The sequence below is a fragment of the Exobacillus caeni genome, assembly GCF_005747095.1.
GTDB lineage: Bacteria > Bacillota > Bacilli > Bacillales > Guptibacillaceae > Exobacillus > Exobacillus caeni.
Map to the genome: position 1 here is coordinate 32,674 of NZ_SWLG01000013.1, position 20,119 is coordinate 52,792.

17 protein-coding genes are annotated in these 20,119 nt (G+C 43.1%); 11 read left to right on the plus strand and 6 right to left on the minus strand.

The window, feature by feature from the left end:
- Window positions 1-86: 86 nt before the first annotated feature.
- From FCL54_RS16945 to FCL54_RS16970, 6 genes are all read left to right on the plus strand, one after another.
- Window positions 87-1,952 (plus strand): GAF domain-containing sensor histidine kinase, encoded by a 1,866-nt coding sequence (locus tag FCL54_RS16945; protein ID WP_246055317.1) that lies wholly within the window; start codon window positions 87-89, stop codon window positions 1,950-1,952.
- A complete protein-coding gene (locus tag FCL54_RS16950; RefSeq protein ID WP_138127950.1) occupies window positions 1,927-2,565 on the plus strand; it encodes a response regulator in 639 nt (212 codons plus the stop codon). Before FCL54_RS16945 ends, FCL54_RS16950 begins: the two co-directional genes overlap by 26 nt.
- A 78-nt stretch (window positions 2,566-2,643) precedes the next feature.
- Entirely contained in the window at window positions 2,644-3,063 is a 420-nt protein-coding gene (locus FCL54_RS16955) for a Cif family virulence factor (RefSeq protein WP_138127952.1), read from the plus strand.
- 110 nt (window positions 3,064-3,173) lie between these two features.
- Window positions 3,174-3,377: a hypothetical protein gene (locus FCL54_RS16960; RefSeq protein ID WP_138127954.1), complete on the plus strand. Its 204-nt coding sequence runs from the start codon at window positions 3,174-3,176 to the stop codon at window positions 3,375-3,377.
- A gap of 129 nt (window positions 3,378-3,506) precedes the next feature.
- A complete protein-coding gene (locus FCL54_RS16965) occupies window positions 3,507-4,955 on the plus strand; it encodes a S8 family serine peptidase (protein WP_138127956.1) in 1,449 nt (482 codons plus the stop codon).
- 646 nt (window positions 4,956-5,601) lie between these two features.
- Window positions 5,602-8,073 carry a S8 family serine peptidase gene (locus FCL54_RS16970; protein WP_210238536.1) on the plus strand — a complete coding sequence of 824 codons (2,472 nt, stop codon included), beginning with the start codon at window positions 5,602-5,604 and terminating at the stop codon, window positions 8,071-8,073.
- Window positions 8,074-8,438: 365 nt separating this feature from the next.
- Here the strand turns inward: FCL54_RS16970 and FCL54_RS16975 are convergent, their stop codons facing one another.
- The 4 genes from FCL54_RS16975 to FCL54_RS16990 are packed head-to-tail and all read right to left on the minus strand — an operon-like array spanning window position 8,439 to window position 13,338.
- Entirely contained in the window at window positions 8,439-9,914 is a 1,476-nt protein-coding gene (locus tag FCL54_RS16975; RefSeq protein ID WP_138127958.1) for a phytoene desaturase family protein, read from the minus strand.
- Window positions 9,911-11,038 carry a glycosyltransferase family 2 protein gene (locus tag FCL54_RS16980; protein ID WP_138127960.1) on the minus strand — a complete coding sequence of 376 codons (1,128 nt, stop codon included), beginning with the start codon at window positions 11,036-11,038 and terminating at the stop codon, window positions 9,911-9,913. The genes FCL54_RS16975 and FCL54_RS16980 overlap by 4 nt, the downstream gene beginning before the upstream one ends.
- Entirely contained in the window at window positions 11,022-11,840 is an 819-nt protein-coding gene (locus tag FCL54_RS16985) for a carotenoid biosynthesis protein (RefSeq protein ID WP_246055319.1), read from the minus strand. Before FCL54_RS16985 ends, FCL54_RS16980 begins: the two co-directional genes overlap by 17 nt.
- Window positions 11,833-13,338, minus strand: a complete 1,506-nt coding sequence (locus FCL54_RS16990; RefSeq protein WP_138127962.1) for a phytoene desaturase family protein — start codon at window positions 13,336-13,338, stop codon at window positions 11,833-11,835. Before FCL54_RS16990 ends, FCL54_RS16985 begins: the two co-directional genes overlap by 8 nt.
- Window positions 13,339-13,479: 141 nt before the next feature.
- Here FCL54_RS16990 and FCL54_RS16995 point away from each other — a divergent pair, with 141 nt between their 5' ends.
- The 4 genes from FCL54_RS16995 (at window position 13,480) to FCL54_RS17010 (ending at window position 17,614) form a co-directional block, all read left to right on the plus strand.
- A complete protein-coding gene (locus FCL54_RS16995) occupies window positions 13,480-14,889 on the plus strand; it encodes an aldehyde dehydrogenase family protein (protein WP_138127964.1) in 1,410 nt (469 codons plus the stop codon).
- Window positions 14,890-14,904: 15 nt separating this feature from the next.
- Window positions 14,905-16,014 (plus strand): glycosyltransferase family 2 protein, encoded by a 1,110-nt coding sequence (locus FCL54_RS17000; RefSeq protein ID WP_138127966.1) that lies wholly within the window; start codon window positions 14,905-14,907, stop codon window positions 16,012-16,014.
- A gap of 5 nt (window positions 16,015-16,019) precedes the next feature.
- On the plus strand, window positions 16,020-16,562 hold the full coding sequence (locus FCL54_RS17005; RefSeq protein WP_171016894.1) for a glycosyl-4,4'-diaponeurosporenoate acyltransferase CrtO family protein: 543 nt from the start codon (window positions 16,020-16,022) through the stop codon (window positions 16,560-16,562).
- A gap of 104 nt (window positions 16,563-16,666) precedes the next feature.
- On the plus strand, window positions 16,667-17,614 hold the full coding sequence (locus tag FCL54_RS17010; RefSeq protein ID WP_138127970.1) for an aminoglycoside phosphotransferase family protein: 948 nt from the start codon (window positions 16,667-16,669) through the stop codon (window positions 17,612-17,614).
- Window positions 17,615-17,857: 243 nt separating this feature from the next.
- Here FCL54_RS17010 and FCL54_RS17015 read toward each other — a convergent pair whose 3' ends face one another.
- Window positions 17,858-18,832, minus strand: coding sequence for a nuclease-related domain-containing protein (locus tag FCL54_RS17015; RefSeq protein WP_138127972.1), 975 nt, complete (start codon window positions 18,830-18,832; stop codon window positions 17,858-17,860).
- A 105-nt stretch (window positions 18,833-18,937) separates the two neighbouring features.
- Complete coding sequence (locus FCL54_RS17020) at window positions 18,938-19,108, minus strand: Fur-regulated basic protein FbpA (RefSeq protein WP_138127974.1); 171 nt, start codon at window positions 19,106-19,108, stop codon at window positions 18,938-18,940.
- A 327-nt stretch (window positions 19,109-19,435) separates the two neighbouring features.
- Here FCL54_RS17020 and FCL54_RS17025 point away from each other — a divergent pair, with 327 nt between their 5' ends.
- A complete protein-coding gene (locus FCL54_RS17025; protein ID WP_138127976.1) occupies window positions 19,436-20,032 on the plus strand; it encodes an LOG family protein in 597 nt (198 codons plus the stop codon).
- Window positions 20,033-20,119: the final 87 nt, after the last annotated feature.

Sequence of the window (20,119 nt, forward strand, 5' to 3'; positions counted from 1 at the left end):
AATGAAAGTATTTTTGTTGGGTATATGGGAAAAAAGTAGTACAATAATAATTAACTGAAAATTATTACAAATGGAGGGTGTGAAGGGTGAAAGAAAAATCCGGGGGAAGGAAAAACAATAACGAAACGGCTGCAAATGCCTTTATGCTGCTTATAACGCTGGCAGGATGGACCTCGGTTATCGGTAATGTATCTTTACTCGAAGTAAAAGCGGATCCTCTTATTTTAAGTTTGATGGTCTTGTTCCTCGGTATAGCCGAGTATTATCCGATGCCGGTCTGGAAAGGATTTACCTCTATCAGTTTTCCGCTCGTCTATACGATTTATCTCGTTTTCGGGGTGCCTGTGACATTAGTTGTGTATTCGCTTGTGGTGGTTATTGTTAACCTGCTTAACAGACGGCCACTCAGAATTATTCTGTTCAATCCGGCGCAGCTGGCACTCAGCTTCTTTCTTGCGGTTAACTTTACAGATCTGGCAGTGAAACTGGCTTCTTTAGATGACGGCACGATGGTTTCTCTATTTACTCACATGGGTGTGACGCTCCTTGCATTTTATGTGATCAATAACTTCTTAGTAGATATGATTCTAACGTTGAGACCACAGCCTTATCCACTGAAGTCCTGGAAGCAAAAGAGCATGGTAGAGCTCAGAAGTGTCATCATTTCATTCGTTTACCTCAGTCTTTTAATCATTCTCGGCAGCCAGAACAGGGGAATAGTGGATGTGTTTTCCTTCTTTTTCTTTTTCTCCCCCTTGATCGGATTGTCACTTTTAACGTCGATTATAGTAAGGCTTCAAAAAGAGAAGAACAGGCTCAAGGCGCTTTTCAGCATTACAACGGAACTAAACAGGATGGTTCTCTCCAATGAATGGATTGAAAATCTTCGAGATCACTTTACGGAAATCATTGACTTTGAATCTGGCATTCTATGGACCTGTGAAAACGGAAGCTGGGAAAGGATCCTTGAGGATGGCGGCTTTATATCGGCTGAAAAATTATCTGAGAAAGAGATGGAGCAGTTTGCGACTATTAAAAAACCGCTAGTGATTTCCAATCGTAAAAAAGAGAAGGGTGTTGCTGACAGGTGCTTTAAAGAAAGCCTTAGGGCGTTGATTTATGCTCCGCTCGTTATTGAAGAAAAAACGGTAGGAATGCTTGTTGTTGGAAGAAGCCGGACGAAGAGCTTTACCGAAGAGGACATTCAATCGATCGTAACACTGGCCAATCAGCTCGCAGTAGTACTTAAAACGAAGTCGCTTCTGGTTGAGCAGGAGAAAAGGCTCTTGCTTGAAGAGCGGAACCGGATAGCCCGGGACATACACGATGGTGTCGCCCAATCTCTTGCGGGTGCTGTCATGAAGCTTGAAACAGCCAGGCGGAAATACGAGATGCATCCTGATCTAGCTATGGAACTTGTGAACGACAGTATGGAAAAATTGAGAGGGAGCCTGCGGGAAGTCCGTGAATCGATCTATGCTTTGCGCCCGTATCCTACTGAAAAGATCGGATTAAAGCAATCGCTTATCAAAACGATAAAAACAGTTCAGGCCGAGCATGATTTGAACATCGTTTTTGAAGAAAGAGGAGAGCCGATTCCGCTTAGTTCGATGGTTCAAAAGGTCATGTTTGATACCTTCAAAGAGAGTATCCAGAACATTATAAAACACTCCGGCGCCAGTAACGTACATATTTTAATAAGTTACCAAACCGAACACGTATTGCTCAGGGTAAAAGACGATGGAATAGGCTTCTCGCTGTTCGATGCCATGCTAAAAGCACGGAACGAACCTCATTTTGGCATACTTACGATGAATGAAGAAGCGGAAAAGGTGGAGGCTACGCTTCAGATCGACAGTAAACCGGGAGAAGGAACCGAAGTGACATTAACGGTGCCAAAGCTTGAAGAAGGGGGAGAAATACACCATGATCAAAGTGTTGTTAGTGGATGACCATACGATATTAAGGGATGGGCTCCGGAATATACTTGAACTCGAAAAAGACATAGAAGTCATCGGAGAGTCGACCTCCGGAAATGATGCGATCGACAAAATCAAAAAGCTTAACCCGGATGTTGTTCTAATGGATATTAACATGCCGGACAAGAACGGGATTGAAGTTACATCTGTTGTGAAAAAGGTTTTTCCGGAAGTGAAGATCCTGATGCTTACCATGCATAACCACGATGAATATTTCATGAGTGCGATAAGAGAAGGTGCTGACGGGTACTTATTGAAAGATGCCCCTTCTAATCAGGTTGTCGAAGCGATCCGTACGGTTGCGAAAGGAGAATCGGTGATCCAGCCTTCGATGACCAAGAAGCTGATCAATTTTCATCAGCAGAAAAAAGACAGTGCCACGAACGAGGAGTTGACGGAAAGGGAAAAGGAAGTATTACTCTGTTTGATGGAGGGTTTAAGCAACAAAGAGATCGGAGACAAACTGTTTATCAGTGATAAGACGGTAAAAATACACGTCAGCAAAATTTTTAAAAAGCTAAATGTAAAAAGCCGGTCTCAAGCCGTTATTTATGCGGTTCAAAATCAGGTCGTCCCGCTTCCATAAAATTGAACTGATAAAAAGGACTTTTTCCTGCAAGTATAGAAGACGATAGATAGCAATAGAAGCAGGAGGAGAGAAAGCATGAATGAACAAGAATTAAAAGATTTTAAACAATTCCTTAAGGTGTATCGAAAAGACTGGAACAGCTGTGACGCTTCAGCGGTCATGTCCCATTGTTCGAAAGATTTGAAGGTTCGATGGGCGGGGCCGGACACCGCTGTTAGTGACTGGGGCTATGCAGAAGCAGAAAGCGGCTGGAAACAGGCTTACGAAATGTATGAAGGGAAAAATCCAGGGTGGCATTTTGAAGATGTTTTGACCGAAATCAACAGTGAAGGGGAAGGCATGGCTGTATTCTGGGTTCGTTTTGAACAGGAAGGAAAGGTGCTGGAACAGAAAAAACTGTTTACGGAGACTTTTCGGAAGGAAAACGGAAGCTGGAAGAAAATAAGAGAATATGTAGAGGTAAATATTCCTGAGTTGATCCCTTCAACCTTATAAATGGCATATATGTATGAAACTCCATCTCGAGAAGCTTTTTTAAATTTCTCTTGAAGGAGTTTTTTCATTTGGGCAGAACTATCTACTTATATTTTGTAGGGGGGGTATTTATGATACCAGAAAAAAAAGAAAGTGCAGAAAAAAGATCAGGCGAATACAAAAATGAAGTTAAAGTACACAATTCGTTTCAGATTAACGTTAACTTCGGAGATTCGTTAAACCTGCTCGCCCTTGCTGGAGGGATTTATTTTGCAGTGGAAATCGCCAGAAAAGCAAAAGAACGTAAAAAAAGGATAGGAGAAGCAACGGCTTAACAAAAAGACTACTACTTTTGTTCTATAGTAACTAGTACTTCTGCCTCCTGAATTTACTCCTTATGCTGAATAGCTGAAGAGAGTTCCTATTGCGATAATAAGGATAAGGAAAAAGTTAGGAGGATGAAGATGAAAGGTATTCGGATCGTTTTATTATCATTTTTACTTATAGGAATGTTGTTTGGTTTCGGTACTTCGCAGAATAACACTGCTTCTGCCGGCCTCCTTCAAAATATGAAGATCGGCTCGGACTTGGTGCCTATATTGCAAAACACACTGGATCCTGTTGAAGTGATCGTTACGTTTGACTCAGAAGGCGGACCTGGATTAAACGATGTTAAGCTTTTAAAAAGCCTCGGCATAAGCCAGGGGATCTTGTTAGAAAGCCTCCCGATGGCCGGCGTCCTAGCTACTCCTGCACAGGTTGAACTACTGGCAAACAGCGATGATGTCGTATCGATCTATTTAAATAAAACGCTGGAATACGAAAACGATGAAGCGACCGATTTAACTGGAGTAGATAAACTTCGGACGGATGAAAATATGCAGAAGCTAAATGATGGCCTGCCGATTACAGGAAAAGGGGTCGGTGTCTTAATCAATGACAGCGGAGTAGACGGTACACACAAAGATATCGAATATGGAAATCATCTTGTCCAAAATGTTCTGGGCTCCACCAACCTCCATGCCCAGAGCGAATTGCTCCCGATTTCTTATGTTGAAGATGTACCAGCAACAGATAACAACTCGGGCCATGGCACTCATGTCGCCGGTATTGTAGGCGGCACAGGAGCGATGTCCGGCGGACTTTATGAAGGAGTTGCTCCAGGTGCGAATCTAATCGGCTACGGTTCCGGTGCGGCACTGGCGATGCTCGATACGATCGGCGGTTTCGATTACGCACTAACACACCAGAACGAATATAATATTCGGGTCGTCACAAATTCCTGGGGAGACACTGGTGATGCAGGAACGCCTTTTGATCCGAAGAACCCGATCAATATCGCTACAAAGAAATTGTTTGACCGTGGTATCATTACCGTTTTTTCTGCAGGGAATTCAGGGCCAGATGCAGATACTATTTCAGGAAACTATAAGAAAGCGCCATGGGTCATCACTGTTGCAGCAGGTGATAAAGAAGGGAATCTTGCGGATTTTTCATCACGAGGATTGGAAGGGAACGGCGGAACAGTAACCGTTGAAGGTGAAACCTGGAATTGGGAAGACAGGCCAACCATCACTGCACCAGGATCTAAAATTATTTCAACAAGGGTCATTTCACCAGTAGCTTCTCTTGGCGCTGCAGATGACGTCCAGTATATTGACCCTGCCTATATCCCTTATTATACGACGATGAGCGGGACATCGATGGCTGCTCCACATGTCGCTGGTGTGGTTGCATTAATCCTGGAGGCCGACAAGACCTTATCCCCTCTTGAAGTGAAAAAAATCATTGAAGATACAGCCACCCCGATGAGCGGCTATGCATCATGGGAAGTGGGCGCCGGTTATGTGAATGCTTATGATGCTGTCGAAAAGGCATTCAAGCTCAGCAAAACTACCAATAATAAAAAATAACTTATCTATTGCGGGCTATTTATAATAGTCCGCTTTTGTTCTGGAAATAAAAAGGATAACATTTCAATGTAGGAGAGTGTACGGCGTCGATAAAAAGTTTAAGACGACAGATAAGATCCAAACGCCTTTTCTCTTCCCGGCAATCTCGGCGATCAACGAGTGTTCCTTTGAAAAGCAGCTTAATAGAAACATTCAGAAGTAAAAAATTACTAAATATCATATTTGAAGTTTTAGGAAAAACAAAAAAAGGAAATGACACAATAACTAATCATAAAGGGGATGGACATAATGAACTTGCTTTTTAGCAAAGGAATGGAAGCGTTTAAAAAAGATGCCGAGCGTAAGCAAAAGTTTAAACCAAAAAACACAAATACCAAAACAGTTAAAGCGAAGTAAACCATCCTAGTAGACTCCGGACTCATGTTGAAACTTTATGCCAAATACCGTTTAATGTCATCCAATAGGGGTGGCTTTTTTTTGTTGGTTAATTTTTAACGGGCAACAGCACTATTCCCTATACTACTTTGGTTTTATATCAGCTTAGTTCCTCTGTTAACAGATTTACATCTTTTGCGTAATAGGAATAAGGTACTGACTTCGAGATAATGAAAGTGTGAATAATAAGAAAATTTTAGGAGGATGTTGTATGAAAAAAACGCTTCACACTTTACTCGCGTTGTTATTGGCCATTCCTTTGTTTTTTATGAATTTGCCTTCCTCACATGCAATGGATAATAAACTTTTTCAAAAAGTAGATTCAAAGCTTTCTCAAGCGATGGAAGCGGCAACAGGGCCGTTGCAGGTGATCGTAACCTTTAAGGGAGATAGTGCACCCACTTCAGAACAGCTCGGATTGTTGGATAGCCTTGGTATCACACAGGGACTTACGATGCAGTCGCTCCCTATTGCAGGAGTGCTTGCCAGTACACAGCAAATCGAAAGTTTAGCAGCAAGTGACCAGGTTCGTTCTTTATATTTAAACAGCAAACTGGAATACTTTAACGCGGATGCTACAGAAGTCACCGGAGTCGATAAAGTGCGTACCGACCAGGACATGACGAAGACAAACGGCGGTATGCCAGTTAATGGTGATGGTGTTGGTGTTCTCGTAAACGACAGTGGGATAGACGGGACCCATAAAGACATTGAATACGGAGAACATCTTGTCCAGAACGTTCTTGGTACGACCAATTTGAATGCTCTGGAACCGACGCTCTTGCCGGTAACTTATACAGAAAACGTCCCGAACACAGATTCAAATTCAGGCCATGGGACTCATGTTGCAGGAACAGTTGGAGGTACCGGTGAGATGTCAGGTGGAAAGTATGAAGGTGTTGCACCTGGAGCAGATTTGATCGGATATGGATCAGGCGGAGCGCTATTGGTTCTTGATTCACTCGGAGGATTTGATTATGCGATTACCCATCAAAATGAATATAACATTCGGATCATCACAAACTCCTGGGGCTCTTCAGGTGACTTTGACCCGAATGATCCGGTAAACGTTGCGAGTAAGATCGCACACGACAGAAGGATCACTGTACTATTTGCAGCTGGAAATGAGGGGCCGGGAGAAAACACTCACAATCCATATGCAAAAGCGCCATGGGTAATCTCAGTTGCAGCTGGAACGATAGATGGGCAGCTCGCAGACTTTTCTTCAAGAGGAACAAAAGATGTTGGCGGAACGTTTGAAACGGATGGTGAAACATGGACATGGAAGGATAGCCCAACAGTAACGGCACCAGGCGTTGACATTATTTCTACAAGAGTAATCGCACCGGTTTCGTCACTCGCGATCGACCAGGACGCAGAAATGATTGAAACAGCTTATCTTCCGTACTATACAACGATGAGCGGAACATCGATGGCAACTCCGCATGTTGCTGGAATTGCGGCACTGATGCTTGATGCCGACCCGACCCTTTCTCCTGATGAAATCAAGCAGATTCTTCAGGAAACAGCGACGAACATGCCTGGATACGAAGAGTGGGAAGCAGGAGCAGGCTATGTGAACGCTTATGCAGCGATCGACCAAATTTTAAACGGTAATGAATACGGAAAAACGGTCAACAGCTTTCAGGACTTTAACAGCAATGTAGAAACCAGTGCCGTCCGAAAAGATTTCAAGGTAGATTATAATCCTGTTACGCTTGTATCGGATAACCAGCATGAGTTCCAGGTAGAAGATGGTACTGCTGGAATTGTTGCCAAGGTAAACGGCAAAGGGTTGTTAGAAGAAACAGGAAACCCGATCAACCTTGTTTTGATAGCTCCTGATGGAACAGAATACAGTTCTGGCATCAGCCTTCTGTTTACGCTTTATACAGACAGGACTGTTACGGTTAACTCACCGATGGCAGGAACATGGAAAGCAGAAGTCCGCGGGTTAAAAGGGGATGAAGCAAATCCGCTGGCTGTTGCGTTGCCTGAAGAGGTAAAAGGAACGATCAGCCTGGTGAGCACAGGCGGTTTCACAGGTTTAAGCGATATCGCAGGACATCCGGCTGAAAATGCAATCAAAATGTCTGTTAAAGAAAGGCTTGTTGATGGTAATAAAAATGGAGAATATAAGCCTGATGCATACTTAACCAGGGAAGAATTGGCGCAATACCTTGTGATGGGAGCAGAAATCAGGCAGTCACTAGAAAAGAGTCCTGTTTTCTCTGATATAAAAGACAGCATCCGTCCTTATGTGGAGGCAGTTACTGCTAAAGGAGCAGCGTTCAGGGATAAAAAGCAAATTCAGAATGGGGTAATGCTTGCAAAGGAACAGGGGAAATTTGCTCCAAAAGATTCGGTTTCAAGAGCTGAACTTGCCTATTCGCTTGTCCAAAGCCTTGGCCTTCAAGACATGGCATCAGAACATACAGGAGATGTTACAGTCCAGTATAAAGATGAAAGAATCGTGATCGAAGACCAGGATCAAATACCAGCTAATCTAAAAGGATACGTCCAGCTTGCACTAGACCTGAATATTCTTAACGCCGAGTTCTCCGTTACGCAAGGAACCTATGATTTAGAACCGACTGTCCATGCGATATTTAATCCACAGCAAAAGGTTAAAAGAGGGGATTATGCGGTTGCAGCGTCAAGGTTTTATAACGCTTTTCAATAAAGGAGAGTAAAGGGCCAGGATCGGTTGTTATGAATCACTAAGCTAAAAAGAAGTGGAGGAAGATCCTTTGAACAGGTTGGGGAAATCAACCGAATTCTTTTGCAAAGAATGCCTTCGTGATTTCGAGGTTGGAGAGGTTGTAGTGTACTCTCCGATCCACAAACTATCACTTTGCAAACTTTGTGCAAAGCGTTTGGAGGTTAGTGCAATTGAGTTGAAGGAATATACAGAGCAGCTGCAAGAAATATGAAAAGAGAGGTGCAATATCGCACCTCTTTTGGGTTGTTTGGAAGCTTTTTCTTTAAATTGATGCTTAGCCTTTTAAATTGATAGCTTACTAGCAATTTTATTAGCGAGAAGGCCAGTTAAGAATCAAACGCAGAAATAATCTCCCTCGCCACGTTCTGCCCGCTTATCACGACCATCGGCGACCCGCCGCCAGGATGTGTTGTGCCTCCTGCAAAGTAAAGGTTCTGAATATCCTGTGACCGGTTGAACGGCCGCAGGAAACTATCTTTTTTTCGGTTCGAGGAAAGGCCGTAGAGTGCTCCTCGAAAGGCACGGAACTTCCTGTTTATATCAATCGGTGTGAAGACTTTCTCATGCTTCAAATGAGGTTTGATGGTTATGCCAAACTTCCTTAACCGATTATAAATCTGTTCCTTGTACACTTCAGGATCAATGGACATCTTACCGTTTGCAGCTAATGGAGGAGCATTGACCAGAATAAAAAGGTTGCTGCCATCAGGCGAGACGCTTTTGTCTGTGTAAGAGGAGTTGCTGATATAGATCGTCGGATCATCCGGCCATTCGCCGCCAAACAGTTCTCTGAATTCTTTCTTGTAATCAGCAGAAAAATAAACTTGATGATGGATAAGATCATCAAGGTGACGGTCCAACCCTGCCAAAATAACAAATGCTGAGATCGAAGGGGAACTGTTTTCGATTTTTCGATTGCTGAGATGCGACCGGTTTTTCTCGTCAAGGAGAGATGGCATTGCTTCAAGTAAATCGCCATTTAGTACAACAGTATCAGCTTCTATCTTTTCACCGCTGGAAAGTTCAACTCCCACAGCACGTTTTCCCTCTGTTAAAATGCGACTGACCTCTGTGTTTGCCAAAAGATCAGCACCATTTTTTCTAGCCAGCTCAGCAAGGCCTTCAGCGATTTTCACAGTACCGCCTTTTACATAAAATACGCCCTGAACCATTTCCAGGTATGCGATCAATGAAAAGGTTGCCGGAGAAACATATGGCGATGAACCGATATAAGTGGCATAGCGGTTAAAAACCTGCAGCAAGAAAGGGTTCTTAAAATATCGCTGATGAAAATGATCCATCGTCTCGAGCGGCTTTACCTTTTGCAAAGCTGAAAAAAGGCCCGGTGAAAAATAGTCTTTCCATGATGTGAACGTACGATGAAAGAAGGCTTTTTCAGAAAGATGATAAAGGCGCTTCACTTCTTCTAAAAAAGCAGGATAATGCTTTGCAGCGTAAGGATCAATACTGTTCAATTGTTCGATAACCGTTTCAGGATCCGTTGACATCAGAAACTTTTCTCCGTCTGGCCCAACGTTTTGTGTGTGATTTTCGATCGAAACCCATTCAAAATAATCTCTCGGGTTTTCTCCGGATTCATGGAAAACGGAATCGAACACATGAGGCATGGTGATCGTGTTCGGGCCAAAGTCGAAATGGTGGGTTCCGAGTTTAACAGGCATCAGCTTGCCGCCGAGATGTTCATTCTTTTCAAATAGCTTAACGTCAAAGCCGTTCCGGGCAAGTGTAGCGGCTGCAGAAAGCCCTCCAAGACCGCCGCCTATCACAATGACCTTTTTCATGAATACGTCCGTCCTTTCCATTGATAGCCTGATTTTCTTAGTCCATATATCATCGAACGGTACATTAAAACAACAAACGCAAGGGAAGCAAGCGGCATCCACAGGAAAAGGAAGGGATTTTGTTTTGCCTTAATATCCACCCAGAGCTTCTGTAGCCAGATGAATAAGAGGGGCAGAAAATAGGTAACCTTCCAGTCTCCTTTCCCTACTCCTTCATAAATGCCGAGTATCGCAAGGGGAAGCGGCAAAAAGTAGAATAGCAGGTAAAAGGCGCTGATCAAAATTACAAAAACAACAGAGCGCCCCAGTCCTGGAAAAAGGTTTTTCGTAAAGCCGTTCCAGGCTTCATGGTTATTTTCATACATATTGCACCGGACATCGCTTACGAGGCTGCAAAGGATTCCTTTATATCCGTTCTCCTTTACCCGGCGTGCAAGATGGACATCGTCTACCAGGGAATCCCGGATTGCGGCATGGCCACCGCTCTTAACGTAGGCTTCACGTGTGAAAAGCATGAAAGCCCCGTGAGCGGCAGTATATTCCTTCCTTGTCGTGTTGTTCGCAGGCCAGATCGGCAGGTGAAACAGCACCAGGAAATGCTGAAGCGGTACGAGCCATTGCTGTAAAATGCTTGTTACCGGAAAGCGGGGAAAGCCAGTCAGAAGGCCGGCTTTTTCCTCCCGGAGCAGTTGGAGGCATTTTTGAACCACATTCGGGCTTAGTTCAATATCCGCATCGATAAACAAAAGGTAGTCGCCGGTAGCATATTCGCCTAGTTGAAAGCATGCATGGACTTTTCCATTCCAGCCATCAGGGAGGACTGTTCCCTGCTCTATATGGAATCGGCTATCGTTTTTCGTATTCTCCTCCAAAAGTTCTCCTGTTCGATCTGTTGAATTGTCATTTAACATGATGATTTCAAGATTTGGGTACGTTAGTTGCTTTAAACTTTTGACAAGTGCAGGGACATTCCGCTCCTCGTTTCGAAGCGGGATTAGGATCGAGACCTTCTTTGCTCCTGGAGGCAGTGCAGCTGATTTTCTTAATAAAGAAGGGAGGAAAGAGCTGTTGATCACTGTCCAGACGAAAAAGAGTCCGAGAATGATACTATAAGTGATCAACATAGCGCTTCCTCCTTTTACTAGACTGCCGGTATAATATTATCGCGGGGGTTACGAAACAAACGATAAGCAAGGATGCGAGCCACAGTCCTGCCGTTAGCCCGAGAATCGTAAACATCACGGTAACGAGGACATATAGCAGTACCATCCTCTGTGAACGAACCGATGAAAAATCTGCCGGCGATCTGCTGAATCTGGCCAAAAGGAAATGAATCGCCAGGTGAAAAATAAAAGCGAGCATAAACCATCCGAAGAAGTTTTGCAACGGGATATTGTAATAAATCGATTCGCCTTCCCAGATCCAGTATTCCTTTACAACAAAAGCGACAGGATCAAGAATCAAATCCATCACAACAGCAAGGATAGCTCCGGTAACAGAATAGACCAGGCCATGGATAAGCTTTCCTTTCCGCTGAAACCCATCCGTAATGCAGCCGGCGATCACATGGGTGGTCGAGATGACCATGACCCATGCAAAACCGATGGCAAGTGGAACACCAAACAGCTTCAAGCCAAAATCTGCGTTGTAATCATAGCTCCCAAAAAGCAAGCCATAGTGCACTCCGAGACCTTCCGCCAGAATACTGATTATAATTATTCCGAGTGTGACCAGTCCGCCTGTCAGTTTTCCGTACGTCACGATTAGATATAGAGCCCCAAGCGTTCCGGCAAGCATTAAGAAAACGGCGTTCGCCCATTCCAGCGCGGGAGGGAGCAAGTTAAACGTTAGCAGTATGATACCGCAGCCATACCAGAATAAAAATAGGTAATAGAGCAGTGTCTCACCGCGAAAGGGTTCAGCCAATCTTTTGTCCCTTCACTTTTAGATCGTCCATGATCAAGTCAGACGTAAGCTGGCCGGAAAGGGTTACCATCGGGACTCCTCCCCCTGGGTGTGTAGAGCCTCCTGCAAAATAAAGATTTGATAAAAGTGAACTTCTCGCCGGTATTTTAAAGCCGCCGTTTTTCTTGCGGTCCGTGTTAACGCCATAGATCGAACCGCCATTCGCTCCATATAACCGCTCGATGTCATCCGGTATAAACTCGTAGTCAAATTCGACATGGTCACGAATATCATCAAGCCCCATTCGCTCTAATTTATTAAGTACCAGGTTGCGATACTGTTCACGATAGCTTTCCCAGGACTCGCCATCCTTTAATGGAGGAACATGCGTCAGGATAAAGAGGTTTTCTTTTCCTTCGGGCGCCTGGTCGGGGTCAGATTTTGATGAAACACCGATATAAACGGTAGGATCAACAGCCGGCTTTCCTTCGTCGAAGATTTCACGGAATTCTTTTTCGGGATCTTTTGAGAAGAAAAAGTTATGGTGGGCAAGCTGGTCATACTTTTTATCAACGCCAAGCAGCATCACGAGCCCTGAAACGGTAGGTTCATACTTTTTCAATGACTCAGTCGTTTTTTCAGAAGCGGGATGGTTGTTTAATAGCTTTTTATATGCCGGGATCGCTTCGAGGTTAGATACAAACAGGTCTGCTTCCACCACGGTACCGTCCTGGAATTTAAGCGCCGTTGCATCAGATCCCTCTGTTACAATCTCAGTGACCTCTTGATTTGTTTTCACTTCAACACCGAGCTCATCACAAAGTTGGAGCATTGCTTCGGCGATTTTGTACATACCGCCTTTTACATAATAGATTCCAAGGCCGAACTGAACATGGGCCAACTGGGACAAAACGGCAGGAGCGTGGTATGGCGAGGAACCGATATACATGATGAAAAAATTGAAAAGCTGTTGCAGCCTTTCGTCCTTGAAATGCTTTTTAGTAGCCTGGTCCATCGTTCGCATCGGATCCATTGCCATCAGCTCTTTAAAGCTGTGCATGGAACGTAGGTCATTCAGGCCAGACAGGCTTTTTTTATAAAAGCTTTTCATATTTAAATCGTACATTTTACTGCAATAAGCCAGATAATCAAAGAAAGAAGAAGCATCTTCTGGTGATAAGGATTTTAGTTGATGCCTCATGGATGGGATGTCACTCGTGACGTCGATCGTCGTTCCGTCTTCAAAAAAAGTGCGCCACTGGGGTTCGATACGCTGGATCGTGAGGTAATCGTGGATGTTTCTTCCAGCTCTGCCAAACAACTGTTCAAGGACCCATGGCATTGTCAGAATGGAGGGCCCGGTATCAAAGGAATATCCTTTTCCTGTTCGAATATTTAACTTACCGCCCGCGCGTTCATTTTTTTCAAAAACTGTAACGGAGTGACCTTCTGAAGCCATACTGATGGCGGTTGAAAGCCCGCCGAGTCCACCACCGATGATCGCTACTTTTTTTGTCATTATGTTTGTTTCCTCCTTCTTTTTGTTGGTTGGAATTTGGAAAAGGGGATGCTATCTTTCGACTTTTACTCAGCCTCATTGTATAGTGAAGGTATAACACTTGTAAAGTAATTATACAACCAATCAGGAAAGGATAAACAAATGGTTTCGATTCGAACCGATCTTTCAGCTATCAAAAAGAAGATGGAACTCGCCCGGGACAGTTCTTCCAGCTGGCGGATGCTTTCTAGTAAAGAAAGGGTTTCCTATATAAAAAAAGTAAGAAAACAGCTTGTCGAAGATCTTGATGAGTGGGTGGGCCTTCTCGAAAGTTCCCTCAATAAAACGAGAAGCGATGCGTTAAGCGGTGATTTGCTGCCGGTACTTGATGCGCTCCAATTTTATGAGAAAAGAGCGGCAAAGATCCTGAAGCCTCAGAAAGCGAGGACTCCGTTTCACTTTTTTGGAGGAAAATCAAAAGTAACGTATGAGCCACTTGGTGTCGTGCTTATATTTGGTCCATGGAATTTTCCGATGCAGCTATCGCTTATTCCTGCCATCAGTGCACTGCTCGCAGGGAATGCCGTTCTGATCAAAGGGTCTGAAGAAGCCAACCCGGTTAACAGGGAGATAGAGCGTCTGTTTAAAAAAGCGGGACTTCCTGAGGGTGTATGCCAGGTCGTTTATGGAGAGAAAGAAGAAGCACGGGAAGCGATACAGCTTCGGCCGGATAAAATCTTTTTCACCGGAAGTTCGGCTGTCGGGAAAAAGGTGTTAAAGCAGGCGGCAGAGCAAGTGATACCGTGCAATGTGGAACTGAGCGGCAAAGATCCGATGATTGTCCTGGCCGATGCAAATCTCGAGCGGGCGGCAAGGGCGGCTGTCTGGGGAGCGTTTATGAACAGCGGGCAGGTATGCGTGGGAATCGAAAGAGTATATGTACATGAGAACATTTATGAAGCATTTGTGGAAAAGGTTGTTCACTTTACAAAAGAATTAACAGGCAGGGACGTTAAGGGAATGAGCACGTCAAGAGGATGGCACTCCGTAAAAGTTCAATTGGAAGATGCGATCGAAAAGGGAGCGTCCATCCATACAGGCGGAATTCCGGATGATGAAGAAAAGCCATACTTTCCGCCAACAGTTCTCACCAATGTGACCGGTGACATGGCAGTAATGAAAGAAGAGACCTTTGGGCCATTAATGCCGATAGTTCCTTTTCAAACAGATGAAGAGGCGATAAGAATGGCGAACGGATCGCCATACGGGTTGAATGCGAGCGTCTTTTCGGCGGACCGTAAAAGAGCGGAACATGTAGCAGCAAAGCTGGAAACGGGTAACTGCTTTATCAATGATGTGCTCCGTAACATCAGCAACATGCATCTTCCTTTTGGAGGAATAAAAGAGAGCGGTTTCGGCCGCTATCATGGGGCAAAAGGGCTCTATGCCTTCTGCAATATAAAGGCAACGATGATCAAAAATGGCAGGCGAGAAAAAGAGCTCAACTGGTTTCCGTATACAGAGCAAACAGTTGATGGGCTAAGGAAGTTTATAAAGTGGAAATTTAGATAAGAAGGGAGTGTAAGCATGGAATATCTATTGATCATCTTCTCTCTCTTAATAGGTGCACTTTTACTCTGGAAAGTACCATTTCCGGTGATGCGAAGAACAGCTTCAAATGATAGAAACCGTAAACTGTCATTGATTATTCCGGCAAGGAACGAAGAGGAAAACCTATTACGTCTCCTTTCATCGATTGAACAACAAGACGATGCCATTCATGAAGTGATCGTGGTCGATGACCATTCGACAGACCGTACCGGGAACGTTGCGAAGTCGTTCGGAGCAAAGGTGATATGTCCAGGACCGCTCCCGGAAGGATGGTTCGGAAAGTCATGGGCATGCTGGAACGGTGCAAATCAAGCAACTGGAGACATCTTCCTGTTCCTTGATGCCGATACGGAAATGGAAGCAGAGGGAATAGTGAAAATACTCGCTTCCTTTCCTGGGCAAGATCGGGTGATGGCGATCCATCCATACCATACCATTTCTGCTGCTTATGAAAACCTCTCCGGAATTTTCAATCTGGTCACCATGATGGGAATAGGCGGTTTTCATGTTTTGCAGAAAAGAATTAAGCCTGCTGGTGCTTTCGGGCAATGCCTGGTCTGCCGAAAAGATGATTATTTTAAAGTTGGCGGTCATGAGGAGATACGAGGTGAGCTTCTTGAAAATATGGAGCTCGGAAAAAGGTTTCTAAAGCTTGGTTATGGAATAGATTGCTTTGGCGGAAAAGGTACCGTGTCGATGAGGATGTATCCGGAAGGCGTAAAGGAATTGATCAACGGCTGGAAGAAAAGCTTTGCCTCAGGTGCCGATGCAACAAATCCCTTCTTGCTTTTCCTTATTATCATCTGGATTACAGGCGGGGTCTCGGTAAGCTTGATGCTTCCGCAAAACTTTGAATCTTTGAAGGTACTGTTCATAACTGCATCGTTGTATTTATTATTTGCAATGGAATTCTTCTGGATGCTAAGAAGAGCGGGGAATTTTAGCCTGTGGGCTGCTGCATTGTTTCCGGTTATGCTGTTTTTCTTTGTCGCAGTATTTATCTTTTCAATTTTTCAAACGTATTTTAAAAGGACAGTCTCATGGAAAGATCGAAGCATTTCAGTAGAAAAACGGAAGGGAGGATGAAACAGATGGTCACTCTATCAACCGGTTGGACGTTAATCATCAATATTCTCGCATGGCCAATCATCCATCTTTCGTTCTCTTATTTTTGTTTGCATCTTAACAATCGCTATTTTACTGAAGATAACTGGTACTACAGGCAAAAGGATTGGGAAAAGTCAGGAGGAATTTACGAAAAGCTCGGAGTAAACAAATGGAAGACGATTGTTCCTGACGGTGGCGGGGTTTTTAAGGGCGGTTTCCGAAAAAAGAGGCTCCTGGGCAGAAGCGGTGAATACTTCCAAATGTTTATTCAGGAAACCCGCAGGGCTGAGTTCACCCACCTGATCTTAATTCCGCCATCGCTATTATTTTTTATCTGGAACACACTTGAGGTTGGTTTCATTATGGTAGCTTATGCACTCATCGTAAATATCCCATTCATCATCATCCAGCGTTACAATCGCTTTCGTTTTCAAAGAATTCTTACAAGAAAACAACAGAAGCGAACAGCTCCAGGAAAGAAAGCTAAAATGAATAGTTCGTTTGATAAAAAGACGGTCCCTTATTGACCGTTTTTTGTTGGGAAAATGCTTGCAAATTCGGGTTGAAAAGTAGAATAATCAAAGGGAAGAGGATTACCGTGCAAGATATAAAATTGAATTGAGGAATAACGATGCTACTGAACGAAATTTCATCATATGAACAATACGAGTCTATGAAACATCAACAGGAGTACTGGGACCGGAAGATAGAAGAAATAATTATGCAAGAAAACATGAAGCTGCTACCGGTTCGGCGTTTTTCATACGGAGCTGCAATCGTCTACAGCTATGATGAACGCTATGTCTTCAAGCTGTATCCGTCATTTGAAAAAGACCAGTTTGAAAGAGAAAAAGAAGCCCTCGAAGCGATCAAAGGGCAGATAACTTCGGTCGAAACTCCGGAGCTTATCGCTGCCGGAAATTTTGAAGGCTGGGATTATATCATCATGACGCAGCTTAAAGGGGACCTGTTGATTGATATATGGGATGGAATGACCTTTAAAGAAAAACAGTCATTGAGCGAAAGGCTGGGCAAAACGATTAAAGAATTTCATCAGATTTCAGCCGTGAATCTGAAGGGGTTAAAGGTGGAATGGGACAGGTTTATTCAAGAACAGCTGCTCAACATGAAGGAACATCATCAAAACCAACAGCTAAAAGATTATCTTTATGAGGAGCTCGATTCCTATGTTAAAGAGGAAACGATCGACTATCATCCGGATTTAAAGTTACTTACAGGGGAATACACCCCGTTTAACCTGATGATGAATAAAGTGGATGGAACCTGGAAGCTGACAGGCGTTATCGACTTCGCGGACTGTTTTGTGGGAGACGGTGACTACGACTTACTCGGACCGATCCTATTCATGTATAAAGGGGACGAAGAACTGATCAGACGTTTTTTGCATGCCTACGGTTATGGGGAGAATGATCTTAATGAAAATTTCCGAAAGAAGCTAATGACGTATACGCTGCTCCACCGGTACAGTGATATCAACTATTTTATCTCGCTTAATAAGCGGGCGGGTGCGGTTCGGAGTTTGGAAGAGCTTGGGAAGGTGTTTTTTGGTTTTGGATGAGGGGTTAGTATATAGATTCGAATTTTAAGGTTTGTTTTTTTATTGGGGGAAGTTTGTTCTGGTTTCAGGTTAGCTTATGCTGGTTTCAGAAATACTTATTCTAGGTTCATCGAAGGTTATTCTTTATTCGAATAAGCTTATTCTTGTTTCGGAGAATTTTATTCTAGTTTCAGAAAAAAATATTCTAGATTCAGAGAGATTTATTCGTGTTTCAAAGGCATTTTTCATCAAATGCATTAATTGTTAACTGAAAGAGTAATGATATATTCTGTCTTTCTTGTTTCCGGTTTGTGGTAATTCCATCTTCTTTAGGAAAGTTGTTACTAAGTCTTTTTTATTGGAGTGAAGTCCCAAAAACTCCCGACATTCCCTATTAGTTATCGAATGATGAACAAGAAGATAATCCATAATTGCTTGCTTGTGACTTGTTCTTGAATGGATCTTACAGTTGGGACAAAACCAGGTCCTATGCTTTCGCACCATGGAAAATCTTGAACATTCCGGGCATTGCACTCCGTTCATCAAGTCCTTTGAAGTTAAACCATAACTGGACAAAATATCTATTTCCGCAGGCTGATGATTAGAAATTAAAAGATTGCACAAATGCTGGATGCCGTTCTTATCAAGATGCTTCTGTTGATGTTTTGATTCAATTTCTTTAATTTTATCGATCACATTTTCTAAATGGGTAACTTTCCTATAAACAACTGGATTTTCTTTATCTGCTTTTAAAACAGCTGTTGGATTACTGATCACGATGAGGTCTTCAATAGGAAGAGGTTGAAACTGATGCTTTTCCAACCATTGATATAGTTGGATTTTTTGGCGTTGGGTTTGAAAGAGGGGGTTCTGATATCGTTCCTCTCTATCGTGTTGCGTACGAATAAACTGGTTAAAATCATTATCAAATAGCAGAGTCCCGTTAATATTTTTCACTTCAAGAATGACAATAACTTTAGACGTAACTACAAGACTATCGATCTGAAAAAAGCGATTGGAAATTCGAAGCCTAACATCGTTAATTATCCAATAATCTTTTTGCGGCAGAAGGCTTAAAAAGTAATCCAAATTCTGCTCTCCCCTGAAACCAGCCTTTCTTTTAGCTGAGTCTTCTTGTATCTCTTGATATTTATTGTGATTCTCAGGCAGCCTTCTTTCCAGCACTTCATTCATTAAAATCCTTACTGGCATTTTTCTTTTCTTTAATATCAAACGCATCGTTCCCTTCTGTTTATGCTGAATAGTAATTTCGAGTAAAAAAATAAATTTCCTCCAACAATAAAAAACAAAAACAAACCGGCATTCACCGCGGTTTGTTTTTGTTTAAGTATATTTTTTAATTTTCTGCTTCACTTTATTATATTCATGTTTTAATTCTTCCATGGATGCTTCGTAAAGCTGTTTGCCATCAGGCATTTTGTAAAGCTGAAAGTTGATCAATTCGTTGATAAGCTGGTCTTTTTCTAAAAGTCCATTCCGAGCTAACTCAGGCATCAACATTCAACCTCCTTTTTTAAAGTTTAATTCTAGGGGTGTTTTGAGAGGCCAAAAAACGAAACCACTGTATTATACCTTTTATTTTTGCACCATAAACCTCTTTTTGCATATATATACTTTTCGTTATAAAGCTGTAAAACCAACCTATTTTGGAAGGAATCTTGTATATTGGGAGAGAATTGATGGAGTATTCGAGTAGACAGGTGAATAAAATAAAATCAGGGACATACTTTATAACAAATAAACAGGACAATTTGTTCCTACTTGAAATATGATTACTTTCTAAAAAATCCTGCATGTTTACTTTGATAGAGGGGGATATCCATGGCTAATCAACTAAAGAAGCTTTGCGTGTTTTGTGGGTCAAGCCCTGGCAAGAGTGAAATATACATGGAGAAAGTCAAGCTTCTTGGTAATGAGTTTGCTTCCCAAAATATCGCTCTTGTCTATGGTGGCGGGAACGTTGGATTGATGGGAGAAATTTCTCGGGCGGTACTTGAAGACGGGGGAAATGTGACAGGGGTTATCCCAAAAAAGATATACGAGAATGTTGAACACGTGGAATTAACGGAGCTGTTCGTCGTTGATACGATGCATGAACGGAAAGCCAAAATGTATGAGATCGCCGATGGATTTATCGCGATGCCAGGCGGTGTGGGGACGCTTGAAGAACTGGCAGAAGTGATCACCTGGTATCAGCTTGGCTACCATAATAAACCGGTCGGCCTCTATAATATCGACGGCTATTATGAGGGCCTTCTTGATCTGTTCGAGCATATGATCGAAGAAGGGTTCATGAAAAGGCAAAACATCCAGAGCATTATCGTGGACGATGATCCGGTTCAACTGCTTCGGAAAATGGAAAATGTGCAGGTCCAGAATATCGATAAATACAAAGACAGATTTACAGATAAGTTATAAAGGTAAACTGGCTTTAGCGAGCCGGGAAAATAAACCGGTTGCTGAGATCCTGGAAGAAATTTTGGCAGAGATCAAAAGTCGAAAAGA